Here is an 18,049-nt window from a genome sequence, read left to right on the forward strand (position 1 = left end):
TGTACGACCCAGCGGCCGTTTCGATCCTTGCCGATGATAAAGCGCGCTGAGTTCTGGCGTTGGAGGGGGGCGATTGCTGAAGCAGATCGAAGAGAGGGCATCGATGTTCCTTTCGAATTGTCTTCTGCCTTGGGAACAGGCGGTTGCGACGTTCATGACGTTAGTGGCAATGACATCCACCTTCCATTGGCTGGATCTAGAGAAAATATAAAAATATCATATAGATATGGCGCTTTTTTGGATCTCGGAGAGGCACGCCAGCGCTTGCGATACCGACTGTTTCCCATCGTCATCAAGAGCCAGAAGAGGCAGACGGACCTCCGGATCGATCTGCTGCAAAGTCTGTAACGCGTGCTTAATCGCCGCGGGGTCGACCTCAGCACCCAACGCGGTCGTCAGCGGAGCCAGCCTGTCCTCGAGCAGGCGCGCAGCCGAGAGGTTGCCGCCGCGCGCCGCCTGCTGCAGCGATGCATACAAACGCGGGCATACGTTCGCAGCAGCCGAGATGATGCCGCGGACACCGGTGCTCAGAAACGAGAGCGCCGTTGCGTCCCGATCGGAAAGCCGCAGGAAGCGCTGGCATAAGTCCGAAGGCATGGCCCGTGCAGCGGTGCTGCCGTCGGCAAGGAGCATGCCGACGATTGACGGGATATCGGCAAGGGCCGTGAGTGTAGGCAAGGTCACATCGATTGCCGTGCGCAGCGGGTTGTTCTCAACGATCAGGGGAAGGTCCGTCGCGGCCGCAAGCTGCGCGAAGTGACCGGCAATCCCCTTTTGGCTGGGTTTCGAATAGTAGGGCAGCGTCACAAGGGCTGCGCTCGCTCCCAACTCTTCGGCATCGCGCGTCAACGCGATCGTGCTTGCCGCCGCATTCGTGCCGGTTGCGGCAATCACGGGAACACGACCGCCGGCGAAGCGAACACAAGTAAGGATAACTGCGGCGCGCTCGCTTCTGGTGAGTGTCGGCCCCTCACCAGTCAGCGTGCAGACGGCAAGGCCGTCAACACCGCCACGGATCTGCCGCTCAGCCAATCGCTCCATTTTGGAAAGATCGAGTGCTCCGTCCCGAAACGGCGTTATGAGCGCAGTCGTCGTGGCGCCTAGGCGCAATGCTCTGTCTGCCGGTATCCCGGTGGCTCAAAGTCCACCGAGAATGACGTAGAGTTCGACCGCGGCAAGCACGACGCCGAACAGGATGAGCGCCTGGGCCGTACGTCGTTCGCGCATCTGCCTTTTCGGTGCCGGGCGGCGCGGGCGGGTGAGAGGAGCGTTCGACAGCATGAAGTTTCGCATGGCATTCAACCTTCGCATTTCATGGGAAGGCTAACGCCGTTCACGGTAGGAATTCCATTCGTGGGTAGGTGCGCAGATATAGAAATCGCATAAAGGAGCGGACCCGCCGAAGGCGTTCACTCCGGAGAAAATTTCTGAAATTGCAGATGGTTATTGGAAAATCCCGAATCATCCTCTTAGGAACTTGATTCAACGTCCGAGGAGCCGAGGGCGAACCCAGGGTTGATCTCGTCGCCGAAACGCGGACAATATATCCCCTTATCCGGGAGGAATGTCAGGATAATGGATGACCCAGCTATCGATACCGCGCTCGTGCGTCGGCTGATTGCCACGCAATTTCCCGAGTGGTCGGCTCTGCCGATCAGACCCGTTGAATTCGGCGGATGGGACAACAGGACATTCCACCTCGGCGCCGGGATGACGGTTCGGCTGCCAAGCGCAGCTCACTATGCCGATCAGGTCGCCAAGGAGCAGCAGTGGCTGCCGATCCTTGCGCACCAGCTGCCATTGCCCATACCCGTACCGCTTGCGATGGGAAGGCCGGACGAAAGCTATCCCTGGCCGTGGTCCATCTACGAGTGGCGTGACGGTGAGACGGCGCTGGCGGAGCGCATCGACGATCTCTGCGAGTTCGCCACGACGCTGGCTGGCTTCCTCGATGCGTTGCAGGCAGCAGACGCCACGGGAGGACCTCCGCCTGGCTCGCACAATTTCTTTCGCGGCGGTTCACTGAAAGTCTACGACGCGCAAACGCGCGAGGCGCTTGTGCGGCTGGATGGCCGGATCGACACGCAACTGGCCACGCAGGTCTGGGACTCAGCTCTTTCGACTTCGTGGCAAGGTGTACCCGTCTGGTTCCACGGTGACATCGCCTACGGCAATCTTCTGATCAGAAACGGTCGGCTCGATGCCGTCATCGATTTCGGGACGTCGGGCGTTGGCGACCCTGCCTGTGATCTCGCAATCACCTGGCAGCTTTTCGAGGGGGAGAGCCGCGAGGTCTTTCGCAAGGCACGCCCGCTGGACGCGGGAACGTGGGCGCGAGGCCGCGGATGGACGCTGTGGAAGTCCCTGATAGTCGTTGCCGGCATGACAGGCGCAAATCCCGTAGACGTCAAGAGGTCGTGGCAGGTCATAGACGGCGTGCTGGCCGATCATTTGGCTTGGGCGTGAGACCCTCGGGATCGCGGAGTCGAAAATGATGGCGGATGCATGTCGGGAGGGACGATTCAGCTGCGTCCTTTGGGGGAAGGCTTCGCAATCGCAGGTGCTGGGAAGCTGGAAGTCTGGACAATGACGCTGAACGGCTTCGGGCCGAGGGGGAGACGAGATGAGCAAGACGATTGCAATTCTGCTGGCGCGACTGATCTTTGGCGCCGTTTTCGCGATGGCCATGAGCTTCAAGTTCATGGATATTCAGTCCACCGCAAGCTATATCGCCGCGGCAGGCTTTCCATTCCCGCTCTTCCTCGCCTGGATAGCGGCAATCTTCGAACTTGCCCTGACCCTTGCATTCCTCACGGGGGCCTTCTTTTCAGAAGCCTCGTTCCTGGCCGGCATCTACGTGGTCTTCCTGGCGTTTGCGTTCCATGGCCCCAGCCACTGGAGCGGCAATCAGGCGGAGTTCGGCTTCTTCGTCGATCACTTCACCTTCCTCGCTGGCCTACTTTTCGCAGCCGTGCACGGTCCGGGAAACGCGCTGGTCGTGAAGGCGCGCTCGCCATTGACGGCGCGATAGGCACGGACGGTCAGCCTATCCGGAGGCCGGAGGTGTCGCCAATTCATCGAGCAGGCGTTCAAACGCTGTCGGCTTCAGCGTGGCCGGCGGATTGTAGGGATCGGAGAATGCGTAGATGAAGAAGAGTATGATGCCGGTGAAGGCGCCGAGCACCGAAAGTAGAAGTAGGTTTCGCGGATCCGGCGGATAGGGGTAGTAGCCGAGCGCCATGAACACGACGCCGGAAACCGCTGCGAACCAGAAGATGATGCTAATGGAATCGGTGCCGCTGTTTTCCCGTTTGTCTCGGGCCTCGGCGATGCGGTGCACATCGCTGAGCATGTGCTCGCGAATGCTCTGTTGGCGCGCATTGGTTGGTGTCAGGTCGAGCACACGCTGATAGACGTTATCCCACTTGTTCCACGCCGCGGGGGATAGCTGCCCCGTGGCTCCGAGCAGGCGCCACTCATCGTCGACGACGATCTGCACATACTCGAAGAGCGCTTGCTGGATGGGGGCCTTCTCGTCGGCGCCGTAGCGATCCGCATCGAAATAGACGTCCGCGATCGCGTTCGCTTCCGTGACACTCTCAAATTTTAGCTGCTGATACTCGATCATCTCCTGAGCGAAGACGAGGGCCAGGATGAGTGCGTGCAGTGACGCGATCCGCATGACGATGGCACCGGCAAGTTCCCTGTCTTTGCCGGTCGGATCGCTGCCCATGATCAGGCGCATCAGAAAATAGAAAACTAGTGTTACGACGATCGTACCGCCGACAAAGGCAATACCGAACAGGACGACTGCATTCATGCCGCGCTCCCCCAAAGGTCACCCATGACTTTAGGCGGCTGGCAAAAATTGATCAACGACGGTTGCTCGGCGCTTCATTCAGCAGTTTGACGAAGAAATATGCTCAGCGGAGGATCCCGTCGAGCGCCGGCATTCCCATGATGGCGGAGGCTGCGATCAGCAGATAGCAGATCGTTCGGAACGTGCTCTCCTTGGCAAGCCCAAACAGCTTCGAGCCGACGTACAGGCCGATGGCGTAACTCGGCAGAATCACGATCGTCAGTGCGAAGACGGCTTGAACGAAGAGCCCACCGAAATAGTAGCTGACGACGCTGAAGCAGGTCGAGATCGCGAAATAGAGAATGACGTTTGCTCGCACCCGGGCAAAATTGGTCTTGCCGCCGAGCCAATAGGCAACGACCGGCGGTCCACCAAGCTGGGCGGCGCCGCTGAAGAGGCCGGCAACGAGACCTGTCATGGAGGTAAGCGATGTTCGCGGTTCGCCATGGTACCGCCACCCGGAAACAAGCAATGCAAGCAGGCAAATGGCAATCGCTGTGATCGCCCAGCGCAACGTCAGCGGATCCACCAACGCCAGGGCTGCTGTACCGGCGGGCACCCCAAGTACCGCGCCCGCAGCCATGGTGAAGACTTCGCGGCGGTTGGCGCTGCGCCAGGCCGGCGGAATCATGCCGAGCGTCGCAAGACCATCGATGACAAGCAGGACGGGCGAAATCAGCTTCGGACCGATGATTGCGCCGCCAAGCGGAATGAAGATCAGCGCAGCTCCAAATCCGGAGAAGCCGCGTGCCAGTCCCGCAATGAAGGCTATGGCGACGAGTGACAGAATGCCGTGATCCGGCAAGGCGGCGACAAACCACGCGCCCGTGTTCGCCAGCAGCGTATCAAGCGACACCGATCGGTTCCGGGACTACGAGGCGAGCATCAGGTCCATGTTCTGGACAGCGGCCCCCGAAGCACCCTTGCCAAGGTTGTCGAGCAGCGCAACGAGATTGATCTGCGACGCGCCTGGCGTGCCAAACACGAAGAGCTTCATCGTGTCCTTGCCAGCAAGCTCGACAGCATCGATGCGCGGGAGTTTGCGGCTTTCTTCCAGCGGCACAACCGTCACGATGTCCTGACCCGCGTAGTGGGCCACAAGAGCAGCATGGATGCTTTCAAGCGTCGTGCCTTCCGCCAGATCATCGAGATGCAGCGGCACCTGAACGATCATGCCCTGCGGGAACTTGCCGACTGACGGGGAGAAGATCGGCGCGCGATCCAGCAGCCCGTGGATCTTCATCTCGGGTACGTGCTTGTGCGTCAGCGTCAGGCCGTAGAGGAAGTGCGGCGCAGCGATCGCATCGTTGCGGTTCTGGTCTTCGATCTGCGCAATCATCTGCTTGCCGCCGCCGGTATAGCCGGAGACTGCATTGACCGTGACCGGATAGCCGTCGGGCAGGATGCCGGCAGTGCGCAGCGGCCGAAGGAGGCCGATCGCACCGGTCGGGTAGCAGCCCGGATTGGCGACGAAGCGTGCCGACTTGATCTTGTCTGCCTGTTCCTTGTCCATTTCCGCAAAGCCGTAGGCCCAGGAAGGATTGACACGGAACGCCGTGGAGGTGTCGATCACCCGCACGTTGTTGTTGCGCGAGACCATCTGCACCGCTTCCTTCGAAGCGTCGTCGGGCAGGCAGAGGATGGCGATATCGGCGCCGTTCAGCATATCCTCGCGCATCGCGGCGTTGCGACGCTCAGCTTCCGGGATGGACAAAAGCTCGACATCGCGACGGCCGGCCATGCGCGTGCGGATCTGCAAGCCCGTCGTGCCGTGTTCGCCATCGATGAAGATCTTCGGTGCCATTGTTGTCTTGCTCACACTTTCAATAGGTTAGAAAGAAGTCCGGAATCATTTTGCAAGAAGGATGAGTCAGCCGTGTGACGCGCTGGCGCGGCGCTCGGCATGCAGCCCCAGCATATACATCGCGACCGTCGCCCCCGCAATGGCGGTGATGTCAGCGTGATCGTAAGGCGGCGAGATCTCGACGACGTCGGCGCCCCTGATATCCAGCTGGTGCAGACGCTGCAGCACGGAGAGGATCTTGGCGCTCGAGGGACCGCCCGCTACAGGCGTACCGGTGCCCGGCGCATAGGCGGGGTCGAGGCAATCGATATCGAAGGTCAAATAGGCTGGCGCGCCACGCGTATGTGAGATGATCGTCGAGGCGATGTCGCCGGCGCTCATCTCCTCAAGTTGATGGCCATAGAGAATATGAATGCCGAAATCCTCGGGCGCATGGGTGCGGATGCCGATCTGGATAGAGCGATCCGGATCGATGATGCCATCGCGCGCAGCCCTTGCCACGAATGAGCCGTGGTCGATCCGCCTGTTGTCGTCGAACCAGGTGTCCTGATGCGCGTCGAACTGGACGAGTGCCAGCGGCCCGTGTTTGGCGGCATGTGCCTTGAGGATGGGCCAGGTAACGAAATGGTCGCCGCCAAGGGTCAGCATGAAGGCGCCACTGTCGACAATGGTCTTGGACTGCCTCTCTATTGCTTCCGGCGTCTCGTTGTGATTGCCGTAGTCGAGCAGGCAGTCGCCGTAGTCGATTACGGCCATCTCGGCAAAGAGATCGCGATTGAAAGGATACTGCGGGTCGTTGTCGAAGATCGCCGACGCACGCCGTATCGCTTGCGGCCCGAATCGCGTCCCCGGCCGATTGGAGGTCGCGGCATCGAAGGGAATACCCCAGACCACGGCGTCCACGCCGGTCAGGTCCTTGGTGAAACGGCGTCGCATGAACGACAGCGCGCCGGCAAAGGTCGGGTCGCTGGCTGCCGAGGTCAGGTTCGTTGCCGTAAATGCATGGTCGATCGACTTGTTGGCCAAGAAATGCTCCTCGAGGGTGTTTTGTCCGCTATGCCTACCAGAAACGAATCTCAAACCGAATGGGCAAAGCTGGTCGCTCGGCCAAGCCTGGTTTAGCCCGGCAGCTTCTCCGCCAGCACTTCGGGAGTCCTCAGCTGCGGAGCCTCGGCAAGCAGCTCCTCTGCTCGGGCCATCAGCGCCGCGGCCACCTTGCCATTCAAATGCGCCTGTCGGCCGGCCTCGTCATCGAAGGCATCGAAGATGGCGAATGTCCTCTGGTCATAGCGAACGGCAAACCATGTCACCGTGCCCGGTTCCTGAGCGACAAGAGCCTGGGCGCTTTTCAAGAACGTGGCCACTTCTTCTTCCTTGCCGGACCTTGCTTTCAGTTCGACATAGATTGCTTGCTTGGTCATTCCTGCCTCCCTTGGCGTGCGCGTGAAGCGCGTGGAATGCGGTAGAACTGGCAAGGGAACTTGGCCGCTTCAAGCGCCCGCCAAAAGAAAAGGCGGGCTCCGGGCCGTAATGCAGTTCACTTAGGTTTGCTTACGGCTCTTATCGGGTATCTGGCAGGCAGTTTTTTGACGACACGGGGGCATGATCGCCCCCGTTTTTCTGTCAGCAGCAAGTCTGCCAATCTGTTTCTCAATCTGGTGAGGTGGGCGGGGATTTTGCCGGGTGCTTCGATCGCCATCCATCCCCATTCGTGACGCAGGTAATGCAGGGCTGTGATAAAGCTTAGTCGGGTTGGCTCGACTTGGGCTTCGGTCGCGACCTCTGCCATTTCGAGCCGCACCAGATTGTAGGCCAGCAACGCGCCCCAGACCTCCTGATAGACAGTCTCCGGCGTGCCGCTTCGCAGGGTCAGTTCGCTACCGAGAAGCTCCTGCTTGAGTTCGCGATAACTTGTCTCGATGCGCCATCGCTCTTCATACTGATGGACGATTTCGCTTGCCGGATAAGTTTGTCTGTCCATCAGCGATGTCAACAATATGCGCTTTTTGCCATGGCTGGTGGTCGTCTCGATGGCCCTGACCTCCCAGAAGGCCGGCAAGTCCGGTTCTGCCTGCCGCGCCTGGGGCGAGACCTTCATGCGCACCCGATAATCGGTGGGGTGCGGATCCAGTCGTTCCCATGTGCTGTTGGCTTTGGCCGGAATCAGCCAGTGACGCTCATGTCCCTTCGTCTGCAATTGCAAGAGAAGGCTGGCACTGAAGAAGCCCTTGTCGAAGACCGTCAGCGAATGGTCCGGAACCCGGTCGAGCAGGCTTTTGGCATAGAGCATCTCGTTTGTGCCATAGGCTCCGAACACCGCATCACGCACCAGATGCGTCGCCAGCGCCGTCAGCGTCAGCAGCCGCAATTGCGGATAGCTTGCGACAACGCCAGACGCGTAGGCCTGCGCTCCAAAATGCGCCCGGTTCTCCGGGCTGTCGGACGTCCGCAGCGTGCTGCCGTCCACGGCATAACGACAAAGACCCCGCCAGGCACGCCCGGATTGGTGGCGTTCATCCCAGCATGATGCACTCATTGCAAACAACTGCGCCAACGGTGCCTGACCCAAGCGCTGCCGTGCCTGTGTCAACGCGCTCTTGGCAATATCCGCGTTGACCTCATCGGGCAAAACCAGATCAAGATGGGCCACCACCTCCGGGATCGACTGATGACGATAAAGGGCCAACGCAATCACCAGCCAGACGACCTGCTCGGCTGGCAGCTTGCGCTTGCGGATGCTCGCCTTGCCTGTCGTGGCGAGAGCCTGAGCGATCCAGTCCGGGTCGATCGCCTGCGAAAGAGCCGATAATTCGGCCGAATGTCCAAGGGTGCGTGACATCACAAACAAAAACAGGATGGGAAAACGAATCCCCATCCTGAACCATCAAACTTGCCCGCAGCTCACTAAGTGAACTGCATTAGGGCAGAGCCCGGCCTTCGCAATTCCGTATTCCAGTAGCGATTAACGCTTCGAGAACTGGAACGAACGGCGGGCCTTGGCCTTACCGTACTTCTTACGTTCAACAACGCGGCTGTCGCGGGTCAGGAAGCCGCCCTTCTTCAGGACCGGGCGCAGGCCCGGCTCGAAGTAGGTGAGGGCCTTGGAAAGACCGTGACGAACGGCACCGGCCTGGCCGGAAAGACCGCCGCCTGCAACCGTTGCAATGATGTCGAACTGGCCGTCACGGGCAGCAGCGACGATCGGCTGACGCAGAATCATCTGCAGAACCGGCCGCGCGAAGTATTCCGCGAATTCCTTGCCGTTGACGATGATCTTGCCGGAACCCGGCTTGAGCCAAACGCGGGCAACGGCGTTCTTGCGTTTGCCGGTCGCGTAGGAACGGCCAAGCGAATCGACCTTACGGACGTGAACCGGAGCAGTCGCTGCTTCGGACGTGCCGAGATCCTTCAGGGAGGAGAGGTCAGCCATTCTTAGGCGCTCCTTACATTCTTTTTGTTCAGCTTGGCCACGTCGAGAGCGACAGGCTGCTGGGCTTCATGAGGATGGTTGGAACCAGCGTAAACGCGGAGGTTCTTCATCTGGCGACGGCCGAGCGGGCCACGCGGAACCATGCGCTCAACAGCCTTCTCGAGAACGCGCTCGGGGAAGCGACCTTCGATGATCTGGCGAGCGGTACGCTCCTTGATGCCGCCGGCAAAACCGGTGTGCCAGTAGTAAACCTTGTCGGAATACTTCTTGCCGGTGAAGACGACCTTGTCGGCGTTGATGACAATGACGTTGTCGCCGTCGTCAACGTGAGGCGTGAAGGTAGCCTTGTGCTTGCCACGCAGGCGCATAGCGATAACAGAAGCGAGACGACCAACGACAAGCCCTTCGGCGTCGATGATGACCCACTTCTTCTCCACCTCTGCAGGCTTCTGGGAGAAGGTTGCCATAGTTGTTACTCTCTGTTTGATCCCTCGGCCCGAAGGCGAGAGGGCGTTTCTTGTTGCTTGGTTTGGCTGTCCGAAGATACACCAAAAAGAAAGCAGCCCGGAAAGGCTGCATTTCTGGCGGTGTGTATAGAGGCAAAGCGGAACGCGGTCAATATTCTCAGGTTGGTACCTGATAAAAATGTACAAGCAAAATCAGTAGTTTAAGCGTGTGGTATTTTGGTACCTCATATTTCTCGCGGCGGAATGGAGTAAGTCGCGGTCGCATGGGCGATCAACTCATCTGCATTCTCCTGGAAAATTGAGGCGTCGATGACGGCGAGGCGCTTACCAAGCTTGAGAACACGGCAGGTGCAGGTCGTTGGCCTCAGCTTCGGCAGGCGCAGGAAATTGATGCTGAGATTGGTGGTAACCGCCAGCGCGACCGGCCCTATATGCGCCAGTACTGCCGCATAGGCCGTCACGTCCGCCAAAGTGAAGAGGGCCGGGCCGGACACGGTGCCGCCCGGTCGCAAATGCCTCTCGCTCGGGTCGAGCCGCATCGAGACGCTGCCGGGTCCGATCTCGGTAATCGTGAACACGCGCCCATCCGTGTGGATCTGCGGAAAGTCCGTATCCAAAAAACGGTGGAGCTCGTCGATCGTCATGATCGGCTGCATGACTTTGCCTCGAAATTGCTTGTCGCCTGTGGCAGAACAATTAGCACGAAAAAGCAATGCAGGGAGTTAGACCATGGCCGAAGTCGTATCCTTTCGAAAGGACCCGAACAAACCCGGCGATGGCGCGCTCGTCATTCCGCAGTTGAGCGACGGCGTGCTGCGGCTGACGCTCAACAATCCGCCCGCAAATGCACTGTCGATCGCCGTCATGGAGACCCTGATCGGTGAACTCCAAAGCGTCGCAGAAGACGCTGCTGTTCGCGTGGTCATCATCGCGTCGACGGGCAATGTCTTTTCCGCAGGTCACGACCTCAAGGAGTTGACCGCGCATCGCGCCGATGAGGATGGAGGCGAGGCATTCTTCGAAGAAACTTTCGCATTGGCAGCTGATCTCATGCTGGAGATCACGCGCCTGCCGAAGCCTGTCATTGCCGAGATCGACGGCCTTGCAACCGCCGCCGGCTGCCAGTTGGTCGCTTCCTGCGACCTCGCGATCTGCACCGATACGGCGACCTTCTGCACGCCGGGCGTCAATATCGGCCTGTTCTGCTCGGCACCGATGGTGGCGGTCTCGCGGGCAGCGCATCGCAAGCAGGCGATGGAAATGCTGCTCACCGGCGAGACGATCGACGCCTCTACCGCCAAGGATTTCGGCCTCGTGAACCGCATCGTGCCGAAGCAGTATCTGACGCAGGTCGTCACCAAGTATGCGGCCATCATTGCAAGCAAATCGCCGCTGACGCTGAAGATCGGCAAGGAGGCATTCTATCGCCAACTCGAAATGCCGATCGAGGACGCTTACGGCTACGCCGCGCAAGTCATGGTCGACAATATGCTGACGGCCGATGCCGAAGAGGGGATCGGAGCCTTCCTTTCCAAGCGCATGCCGCAGTGGACGGGCGAATAACTTAGCCGCGTTTCAGGATCAGCCCACCGAGCGCGATGATTGCGCCGGCGAGATAGCGCCAGGGACTCGCCCTTTCCTTCAGCACGATGACGGAAATCAGCAGGGCGAAGAGAATCGACGTCTCGCGCAGCGCTGCAACGGTTGCGACGGGCGCCTTGGTCATTGCCCAGAGCGCGAGGCCGTAGGACGCAATCGATCCGCCGCCACCGATCAGGCCACGCCACCAGTTGTAGCGGACATGCATTGCGACTGCGACGGCACCCCTGTTGGAAATCGCCCAGGCGAAGAGCAGCACGGGCGGCAGCAGCGACATCCACAGGGTATATGACACCGCATTGCCAGAGACGCGGGCGCCGATGCCGTCCACATAGGTGTAGGTCGCAATGACACACGCATTGGCGAGCGCCAGCCTGATCGCGTGCCCGCTGCCTTTTCGTGCCTCGAAAACCAGCGTCAGGATACCGGCGCAGATCGTCATCGTGCCGATGAGCGCGCCCGTCGACAGTTTCTCATCCAGAACGAAGCCGCTGGTGGCTGCAATCAGGAGCGGCGCGCACCCGCGCATCAGCGGATAGACGAGGCCGATATCGCCTGCACGATAGGCGCCGGCAACAAGCTGGAAATACACGAATTGCAGCACGGCCGAAGCGCCGATGAAGGGCCATGCCGCCGAGTTCGGCAATGGCAGGAACATCAGGAAGGGAAGGGCGCAAACGGCGCCGCCCGCTGATATCAGGCTGGCATCCAGCGACTTGTCCGCGCCCGCCTTGATCATGGCGTTCCATGTCGCGTGCAGCAGAGCACCAAACAGAACGAGCAAGATGACGTGGAGCGGCAAAAAGACCACCGAATGGTGTGAAAACAGCAACTGCGAACTGCTTGTTACGCCGCTGTCGGTAAAAAGCAATCCCGATTGATGAAGCGACGGAGGGCGCTTCTGTTCTCTTATGTGTTAGGCAACCGGAAGCTGCTGTTTCCGAGCCCGATCAAAAGAGGAACGTACACCAGAAGTGTTTATTTGGCGCTCGCTTATTCAACTATGAGGCGTTGCTAACATACGCAGGAACATATGTGAACATATACAGGATATACATAGAACTCTGACGTCGGCTGCGGGCGTGTCGCTTCGAATTTTACAGGAGTGTGACAAAGCCATCACGAAATCCTTCGATCCACCCGATCTTCGGGGAGCGCGCACTTGTGTCAGCAAGGCTCACGCCTCACGATTTAGCAAAGCAGGAGCCGACTTTTACAGCGAGTAATAGGGGATGATAAACATCCCGTCGAGGTTGTCGATATTCTGGCAATTCAGGACACGGCACCTCGGATTGTCCTTTGTCGGGATGGTCGTCCATTCGGCGTATTTGTTGGCGTCGCAATAATTGCTGTTACGAATGTAGCGGTCGAACAGTGTCGTGCCGGGCACCCGGTTCGATGGATATCGCAAAATCACGGCGCCCTCATTGTGGATCGCTGCGCGCGCTGCCTGGCAGCTTATCGTGAGCGAATTGTATCGCGAAATGGCAAGCGCCGGGGAGGCGACCATGACAAAGGCGACCACAACAACCAATTTTTTCATGGGAACATCCTCCGTCGGCGTCCTAAATTCCTATATAGGCGGAAGCTAACTGCTGGTTTCAACGAAGCGCGAAATAAACGCGATTGTTCTTGGAGGCGAAGCCCTTGAATCACGATAAATATGAGGATGACTACATCCTCGATATTTTGCGTTCCGTGAAGACGATTGCCCTGACTGGCGCTTCGCCGAATCCCGCTCGGCCGAGCAATGGTGTGATGGGCTATCTGCTGTCACGGGGATACAACGTCATCCCTGTGAATCCGGGCCAGGCAGGCAGGCAGATCCAGAGCCAAACGGTTTACGCCCGGCTCGCCGATGTGCCTGGAGCCGTAGACATGGTCGAGGTCTTCCGGGCTTCGGAATATCTGTCCCGCGTTGTCGATGAGGCATTGGCGATGAACCCGCAACCGAAGGTGATATGGGCGCAGCTTGGCGTGCGTGATGATGCGGCGGCCGCAAGAGCCGAGGCGGCCGGCATCAAGGTGGTCATGGATCGCTGCCCGGCCATCGAGTATCCACGCCTGATCGGCTAAAGGGTTGGATTTTTCAAATAGCGTGTCTGGGTTGAAATGGAACGCGATTAACTTTTTGCGATCGTCGGCTATGCTCGCCGCCATTCGATCAAGCTGAATGGGAGGGCTTCATGGCCAATAACGGTCCGGGTTTCAATACGTTGGCAATCCATGCGGGGGCGCAGCCGGACCCCGCGACCGGCGCACGCGCGACGCCGATCTACCAGACGACGGCTTACGTCTTCAACGATTCGGATCATGCGGCCGCCCTTTTCGGTCTGCAGCAGTTCGGCAACATCTACACCCGTATCATGAACCCGACCCAGGCCGTGCTCGAAGAGCGCGTCGCGGCGCTCGAAGGCGGCGCTGCGGCGCTCGCCGTTGCGTCCGGCCACGCGGCGCAGGTGATCGTCTTTCACACGATCATGCGTCCCGGCGAGAACTTCGTGGCCGCAAAGCGGCTCTATGGCGGCTCGATCAACCAGTTCGGCCATGCCTTCAATAATTTTGGCTGGGAGGTTCGCTGGGGCGATTCCGCAGATCCGGCAAGCTTCGAAAGCCAGATCGATGACAAGACGCGTGCGATCTTCATCGAAAGCCTCGCCAATCCGGGCGGCACCTTCGTCGACATCGCAGCGATCGCCGCGGTGGCGCACAGGCATGGCCTGCCGCTGATCGTCGACAACACCATGGCCAGCCCCTATCTTATTCGGCCGATCGAACACGGTGCCGATATCGTCGTGCATTCGCTGACGAAATTTCTCGGCGGCCATGGCAATTCCATGGGCGGCATGATCGTCGACGGCGGGACCTTCGATTGGTCGAAGTCCGGCAACTACCCGATGCTCTCCGCGCCGCGGCCGGAGTATAATGGCGTGGTCTTGCACTCGACCTTCGGCAATTTCGCATTCGCCATCGCGTGCCGCGTGCTCGGTCTGCGCGATCTCGGTCCGGCCATCTCGCCCTTCAATGCGTTCCTGATCCTGACGGGCATCGAGACGTTGCCGCTGCGCATGCAACGCCACAGCGACAACGCGATCGCTGTCGCAAAGTGGTTGAAGGCACACAGCAAGGTCGCCTGGGTGAATTATTCCGGCCTCGACGACGATCCGAACCATGCGCTGCAGCAGCGCTACTCGCCGAAGGGCGCCGGCTCCGTCTTCACCTTCGGCGTCAGGGGCGGTTATGAGGCCGGCAAGACGCTGGTCGAAGGATTGGAGCTGTTCTCGCATCTCGCCAACATCGGCGATACCCGCTCGCTCGTGATCCATCCGGCGTCGACCACGCACCGCCAATTGACGGACGAGCAAAGGATCGCCGCCGGTGCTGGTCCCGATGTCGTTCGCCTTTCGGTCGGCATCGAGGATGTGAAGGATATCATCGCCGATCTCGAGCAATCGCTGGCGAAGATATGAATGTCCTTCGCAGCAAACGTTTGTATGCAGACTACCTTTATCGAAATACAACCATAGGATCAGCGCCCGATTCGAACAGAGTCGGGCGCTGATTTCGTTTTGTCGTGACAGAAAAAGCGGTGAAATCGGGAGCCTGAAAATGTGGTTACCAATTTTGCTAAAATTTCATCAAATGGCTTTCGCGAAATGGAAATCTAAATATCTACGTTGTCTAATCTTTCCCATTAAGAAATGAAGCCGCTCGCGAAGAGCTCGCGGGCGGCTCGAAGCGGCTCGATGGATACGAGCGGAATGCGGCGTTCCTTCGCCTTTCGGTCCAGCCACAAATACCCCATAAAGAACTCGATGACCGTCTTCTCAGTCTCGAAGAAATTAATGACCGCGGGGTCCAGCCGCTCGAATGGCGTCTTTGAGTGGGGGCTACCCGCCATTCGCGAGGCCGATTGCTTAGGCAGGCCGGACCGGCCGACGATCACTCTCACATCGTCACCCCGCCCCAAAGGAGCGTGCTGCTAAGGTTTAGGCGTGCTTCGTGTGCAACGGTTCGCAACATCACCATCGCGGACCAAAGCACCCCGCTGCTGAAGAGTCGCCTTGACCGGCAAACAGCGCGCCGTTCTCTCCAGCAGCTAGTAAAGCGTTCTCTCGTATTCAACTTCGAGATCGTCATCTATCTTGCGCATCTCATCCTCGTCGCTTGGCGCGCCAGTGGTTTCGTCCAGAATGATCTTTACAAGTGATGGCATCTTGGTGCGGTCCTGGAAATGATCTGGGTTCCACAAGTGCGATCGCCGAAATGCCTTGGCGCAGTGCATGAAGACCTCACTCACTTTGACCACAATTGCGAGTTTGGGAGCGCGATCATTGACACTCATGCTCCCCAGAAGTTCAGGGTCATTCATCAGAGTGGCGCGCCCATTCACGCGCAATGTGTCTTCAAACCCCGGAATGATGAACAAGAGTCCAACGCTCGGATTGGCGAGAATGTTGACCAGTGTATCGAGACGGTTGTTGCCGGGTCGGTCCGGTATCGCCAGCGTGCGCTCATCAAGAATTTTGACAAAGCCGACAGGATCACCGCGGGGGCTGACATCCGCTTTTCTATCCAGATTTTGTGTGCCGATGCACAGGAATGGCGAACGCCTGATAAACTCTTGCGCATGCTTGCCGAGGTTATCCTGACACTTCTGTATGGCCAGAGCATGTGTCGCATCAAACAGACTTCTAAGCGATTGTTCATCTGTTATGGCGAATTCTGGATTAACCTTGAACTCCTTCATCATATTGCCTTTCGAAGTTCTCCTGTTGGCTTAATCAGCCCCCCGAGTGGTCCCATTTGAATTTCTGCGCACTGTGGGCCTTTGATTCAGCGGGACGATATGAGGTACGTACATCATATCACTTTGATATAGTGAATTTTGGTTGCAATCAAGTGGAACCTCTCGCGTTTCGGGAAGAAGACCGCGGCATTCGCCACGCTGATGCGAGAGGTCTTCAATCTTCTGCCATGAGTGAAGACTGTCCAAGGCCAGATCGATGAATTGCTAAAGTTTTAGAAGATGCGCTCTGATCCGCAACTCGCAGCGGCGCGGCGGCGGTGTTACCTGTTTCCCGGCCGAAACCAGGAACCGGGCCACATCTCGACGCGCCAATATGCTCGGCGAAAAGAAAAATGGCTCATTCCGTTCACGTGTTGCCTCAATTCTCTGTGCATCGAAGAAATCGACAACAGATATCGATTCCCGCCTTTGATTCGTAAGCGGTTAGCCGATAGCGTCAGCGGTGAAGTTCCACGGCATGAGCACCTCAATGTCTGAGGCTGGCCAGCGATTTGCGATGCGGGTCAGGGTCTGGGATAGCCAGGCGAGCGGATCGACACCGTTCATTTTTGCCGTCTGCAGCAGCGTGGCGATCGTCGCCCAGGTTTCGCCGCCTCCCTCGCTACCAGCGAAGAGACTATTTTTTCTTGTAATTGTTTGGGGCCGGATCGCGCGTTCAACGATGTTGGAGTCGATTTCGATGCGGCCATCGGTCAAGAAGCGCTCCAGCGCTTCCCGGCGTGTCATCGCATAGCGGATCGCCTCAGCAGTCTTGGACTTCCCAGAGACTTTGGAAAGCTCCTGTTCCCACAATTGGAAGAGATCGGCGACGATGGCGGCGGACGTCTCCTGACGACGCGTGGCACGGGCTTCGGCATCACTGCCGCGGATCTCGTCCTCAACCTTCCACAGTTCCGTCATGGCTGTAATCGACGCTGTCGCAGCCTCATTGATACCGCCGACGTGCAGCTCATAAAACTTACGACGTAAATGCGCCCAGCATCCGGCCAGCTTGATCGTTTCATTGCTGCCGGACTTGGCGCGCTCTTTTATCATGCCGGTGTAGGCCGAGTAGCCATCAACTTGCAGGATGCCGCTGAACCCGGCGAGATGACGCGCGACACACTTGGCACCTCTGCTGTCTTCGAAGCGATAGGCAACCATCGGCGGACCGGACCCGCCAAACGTTCGGTCATCGCAGGCATATGCCCAGAGCCACGCCTTCATCGCTTTACCAGAGCCGGGAACCAATGTCGGCAACGTCGTCTCGTCCGCAAAGACCCTCTCACTGGCTTTGATGCGCTCCAGGATGTAATCCGCCAAGATCCGCAACTCGAAGCCCAGATGCCCCATCCACTGGGCCATCAAAGAGCGGCTGAGAACCACGCTGTCGCGCAGATAGATCGCCTCCTGGCGATAAAGTGGAAGACCGTCGGCGTATTTCGACACGGCGATATAGGCAAGCAACCGTTCCGTCGGTAGGCCGCTTTCGATGATATGCGCTGGTGCCAAAGCCTGCAGCACGCCGTCACGTTCCCTGAACGCATATTTGGGGCGGCGTGTGACGATAACCCTGAACTTCGGCGGTATGACATCGAGCCGCTCGGATCGATCTTCACCGATCAGAACCTTTTCCAAGCCCTGGCATTCTTCCGGGATCTCCGGCTCAATGACTTCCTCGATACGTTCTAGATGCGCGGCAAAACCTTTGCGAGGCCGCGCTGCCCTCTTCGGCCGGTCTTTGTCTCCCTGGCCAAGTTCGCTATCAATCGCGGCAAGGCCAGTCTCGACCTCCTCAAAAGCGAAGTCTATCTGCTCGTCATTTATCGCCAGCCGCAGACGCTCGGAGCGCGTACCATTTTGGGCACGCTGCAAAACCTTCAAGATCGCCGTCAAAGTGGTGATCCGCTCGTCGGCTTTCTGTTGGACAGCCTTCATTCGGGCGATTTCGGCCTCAGTCGCAGCCTTCTCTGCGCTCATCGCGATGATCATCGCTTTCAGCGCTTCGACGTCGTCAGGAAGGTCGGAACCAGGTAAAATCATGAGATGCACTAAAGCATAAAATCAGCCGATTTCCCAACACTTACAGCGACATGATTCA

General features: G+C 58.7%; 20 protein-coding genes. 5 read left to right on the forward strand and 15 right to left on the reverse strand.

From position 1 onward, the window contains the following. Nucleotides 1-216: 216 nt before the first annotated feature. Nucleotides 217-1,128: a 4-hydroxy-tetrahydrodipicolinate synthase gene (dapA, locus tag WGT02_RS09440; RefSeq protein ID WP_208250460.1), complete on the reverse strand. Its 912-nt coding sequence runs from the start codon at nucleotides 1,126-1,128 to the stop codon at nucleotides 217-219. A 447-nt stretch (nucleotides 1,129-1,575) separates the two neighbouring features. On the opposite strand from dapA, the gene WGT02_RS09445 reads away from it, so the two are divergent. Continuing rightward, complete coding sequence (locus WGT02_RS09445; RefSeq protein WP_208248185.1) at nucleotides 1,576-2,466, forward strand: aminoglycoside phosphotransferase family protein; 891 nt, start codon at nucleotides 1,576-1,578, stop codon at nucleotides 2,464-2,466. 157 nt (nucleotides 2,467-2,623) lie between these two features. Next, nucleotides 2,624-3,031 (forward strand): DoxX family protein, encoded by a 408-nt coding sequence (locus tag WGT02_RS09450; RefSeq protein WP_024314754.1) that lies wholly within the window; start codon nucleotides 2,624-2,626, stop codon nucleotides 3,029-3,031. A 15-nt stretch (nucleotides 3,032-3,046) separates the two neighbouring features. On the opposite strand, the gene WGT02_RS09455 is transcribed toward WGT02_RS09450, so the two are convergent. The 9 genes from WGT02_RS09455 to WGT02_RS09495 all read right to left on the reverse strand — a co-directional run bounded on the left by WGT02_RS09455 (nucleotide 3,047) and on the right by WGT02_RS09495 (nucleotide 10,216). Continuing rightward, nucleotides 3,047-3,820: a DUF4239 domain-containing protein gene (locus WGT02_RS09455; protein WP_037069378.1), complete on the reverse strand. Its 774-nt coding sequence runs from the start codon at nucleotides 3,818-3,820 to the stop codon at nucleotides 3,047-3,049. A gap of 103 nt (nucleotides 3,821-3,923) precedes the next feature. Continuing rightward, nucleotides 3,924-4,715, reverse strand: a complete 792-nt coding sequence (locus tag WGT02_RS09460) for a sulfite exporter TauE/SafE family protein (RefSeq protein ID WP_208248183.1) — start codon at nucleotides 4,713-4,715, stop codon at nucleotides 3,924-3,926. 15 nt (nucleotides 4,716-4,730) lie between these two features. Beyond that, nucleotides 4,731-5,663 (reverse strand): N-acetyl-gamma-glutamyl-phosphate reductase, encoded by a 933-nt coding sequence (gene argC / locus WGT02_RS09465; RefSeq protein WP_024314751.1) that lies wholly within the window; start codon nucleotides 5,661-5,663, stop codon nucleotides 4,731-4,733. A gap of 66 nt (nucleotides 5,664-5,729) precedes the next feature. Then, nucleotides 5,730-6,689 (reverse strand): agmatinase, encoded by a 960-nt coding sequence (gene speB, locus WGT02_RS09470; RefSeq protein WP_208248181.1) that lies wholly within the window; start codon nucleotides 6,687-6,689, stop codon nucleotides 5,730-5,732. A gap of 92 nt (nucleotides 6,690-6,781) precedes the next feature. Further along, nucleotides 6,782-7,084, reverse strand: coding sequence for a putative quinol monooxygenase (locus WGT02_RS09475; protein ID WP_024314749.1), 303 nt, complete (start codon nucleotides 7,082-7,084; stop codon nucleotides 6,782-6,784). Nucleotides 7,085-7,200: 116 nt separating this feature from the next. Beyond that, nucleotides 7,201-8,538 (reverse strand): IS4 family transposase, encoded by a 1,338-nt coding sequence (locus WGT02_RS09480; RefSeq protein WP_197901934.1) that lies wholly within the window; start codon nucleotides 8,536-8,538, stop codon nucleotides 7,201-7,203. A gap of 87 nt (nucleotides 8,539-8,625) precedes the next feature. Next, nucleotides 8,626-9,093: a 30S ribosomal protein S9 gene (gene rpsI / locus WGT02_RS09485; protein ID WP_024314748.1), complete on the reverse strand. Its 468-nt coding sequence runs from the start codon at nucleotides 9,091-9,093 to the stop codon at nucleotides 8,626-8,628. Nucleotides 9,094-9,095: 2 nt separating this feature from the next. Next, nucleotides 9,096-9,560: a 50S ribosomal protein L13 gene (gene rplM, locus WGT02_RS09490; protein ID WP_024314747.1), complete on the reverse strand. Its 465-nt coding sequence runs from the start codon at nucleotides 9,558-9,560 to the stop codon at nucleotides 9,096-9,098. A gap of 224 nt (nucleotides 9,561-9,784) precedes the next feature. After that, on the reverse strand, nucleotides 9,785-10,216 hold the full coding sequence (locus WGT02_RS09495; RefSeq protein ID WP_024314746.1) for a PaaI family thioesterase: 432 nt from the start codon (nucleotides 10,214-10,216) through the stop codon (nucleotides 9,785-9,787). 73 nt (nucleotides 10,217-10,289) lie between these two features. On the opposite strand from WGT02_RS09495, the gene WGT02_RS09500 reads away from it, so the two are divergent. After that, entirely contained in the window at nucleotides 10,290-11,123 is an 834-nt protein-coding gene (locus tag WGT02_RS09500) for an enoyl-CoA hydratase (RefSeq protein WP_208248179.1), read from the forward strand. Between the two features lies 1 nt (nucleotide 11,124). Here WGT02_RS09500 and WGT02_RS09505 read toward each other — a convergent pair whose 3' ends face one another. After that, nucleotides 11,125-11,961, reverse strand: coding sequence for an EamA family transporter (locus WGT02_RS09505; protein WP_208250458.1), 837 nt, complete (start codon nucleotides 11,959-11,961; stop codon nucleotides 11,125-11,127). A gap of 411 nt (nucleotides 11,962-12,372) precedes the next feature. Next, a complete protein-coding gene (locus WGT02_RS09510; RefSeq protein ID WP_208248177.1) occupies nucleotides 12,373-12,702 on the reverse strand; it encodes a hypothetical protein in 330 nt (109 codons plus the stop codon). 104 nt (nucleotides 12,703-12,806) lie between these two features. On the opposite strand from WGT02_RS09510, the gene WGT02_RS09515 reads away from it, so the two are divergent. Then, a complete protein-coding gene (locus tag WGT02_RS09515) occupies nucleotides 12,807-13,235 on the forward strand; it encodes a CoA-binding protein (RefSeq protein WP_024314742.1) in 429 nt (142 codons plus the stop codon). Nucleotides 13,236-13,345: 110 nt separating this feature from the next. Further along, nucleotides 13,346-14,629, forward strand: coding sequence for an O-acetylhomoserine aminocarboxypropyltransferase (locus tag WGT02_RS09520; protein ID WP_208248175.1), 1,284 nt, complete (start codon nucleotides 13,346-13,348; stop codon nucleotides 14,627-14,629). 224 nt (nucleotides 14,630-14,853) lie between these two features. Here WGT02_RS09520 and WGT02_RS09525 read toward each other — a convergent pair whose 3' ends face one another. The 3 genes from WGT02_RS09525 to WGT02_RS09535 form a co-directional block, all read right to left on the reverse strand. Next, nucleotides 14,854-15,105: a hypothetical protein gene (locus tag WGT02_RS09525; protein ID WP_208248173.1), complete on the reverse strand. Its 252-nt coding sequence runs from the start codon at nucleotides 15,103-15,105 to the stop codon at nucleotides 14,854-14,856. Between the two features lie 153 nt (nucleotides 15,106-15,258). Then, nucleotides 15,259-15,909: a pyridoxamine 5'-phosphate oxidase family protein gene (locus tag WGT02_RS09530; protein WP_208250457.1), complete on the reverse strand. Its 651-nt coding sequence runs from the start codon at nucleotides 15,907-15,909 to the stop codon at nucleotides 15,259-15,261. A gap of 483 nt (nucleotides 15,910-16,392) precedes the next feature. Further along, the gene (locus tag WGT02_RS09535) at nucleotides 16,393-17,991 is read right to left on the reverse strand and encodes an IS66 family transposase (RefSeq protein ID WP_208248171.1); all 1,599 of its coding nucleotides are present in this window, start codon (nucleotides 17,989-17,991) and stop codon (nucleotides 16,393-16,395) included. Between the last annotated feature and the right edge of the window lie 58 nt (nucleotides 17,992-18,049).

The sequence above is a fragment of the Rhizobium sp. T1470 genome (genome assembly GCF_042140505.1).
In the GTDB taxonomy this organism is placed as follows: Bacteria; Pseudomonadota; Alphaproteobacteria; order Rhizobiales; family Rhizobiaceae; genus Rhizobium; species Rhizobium favelukesii.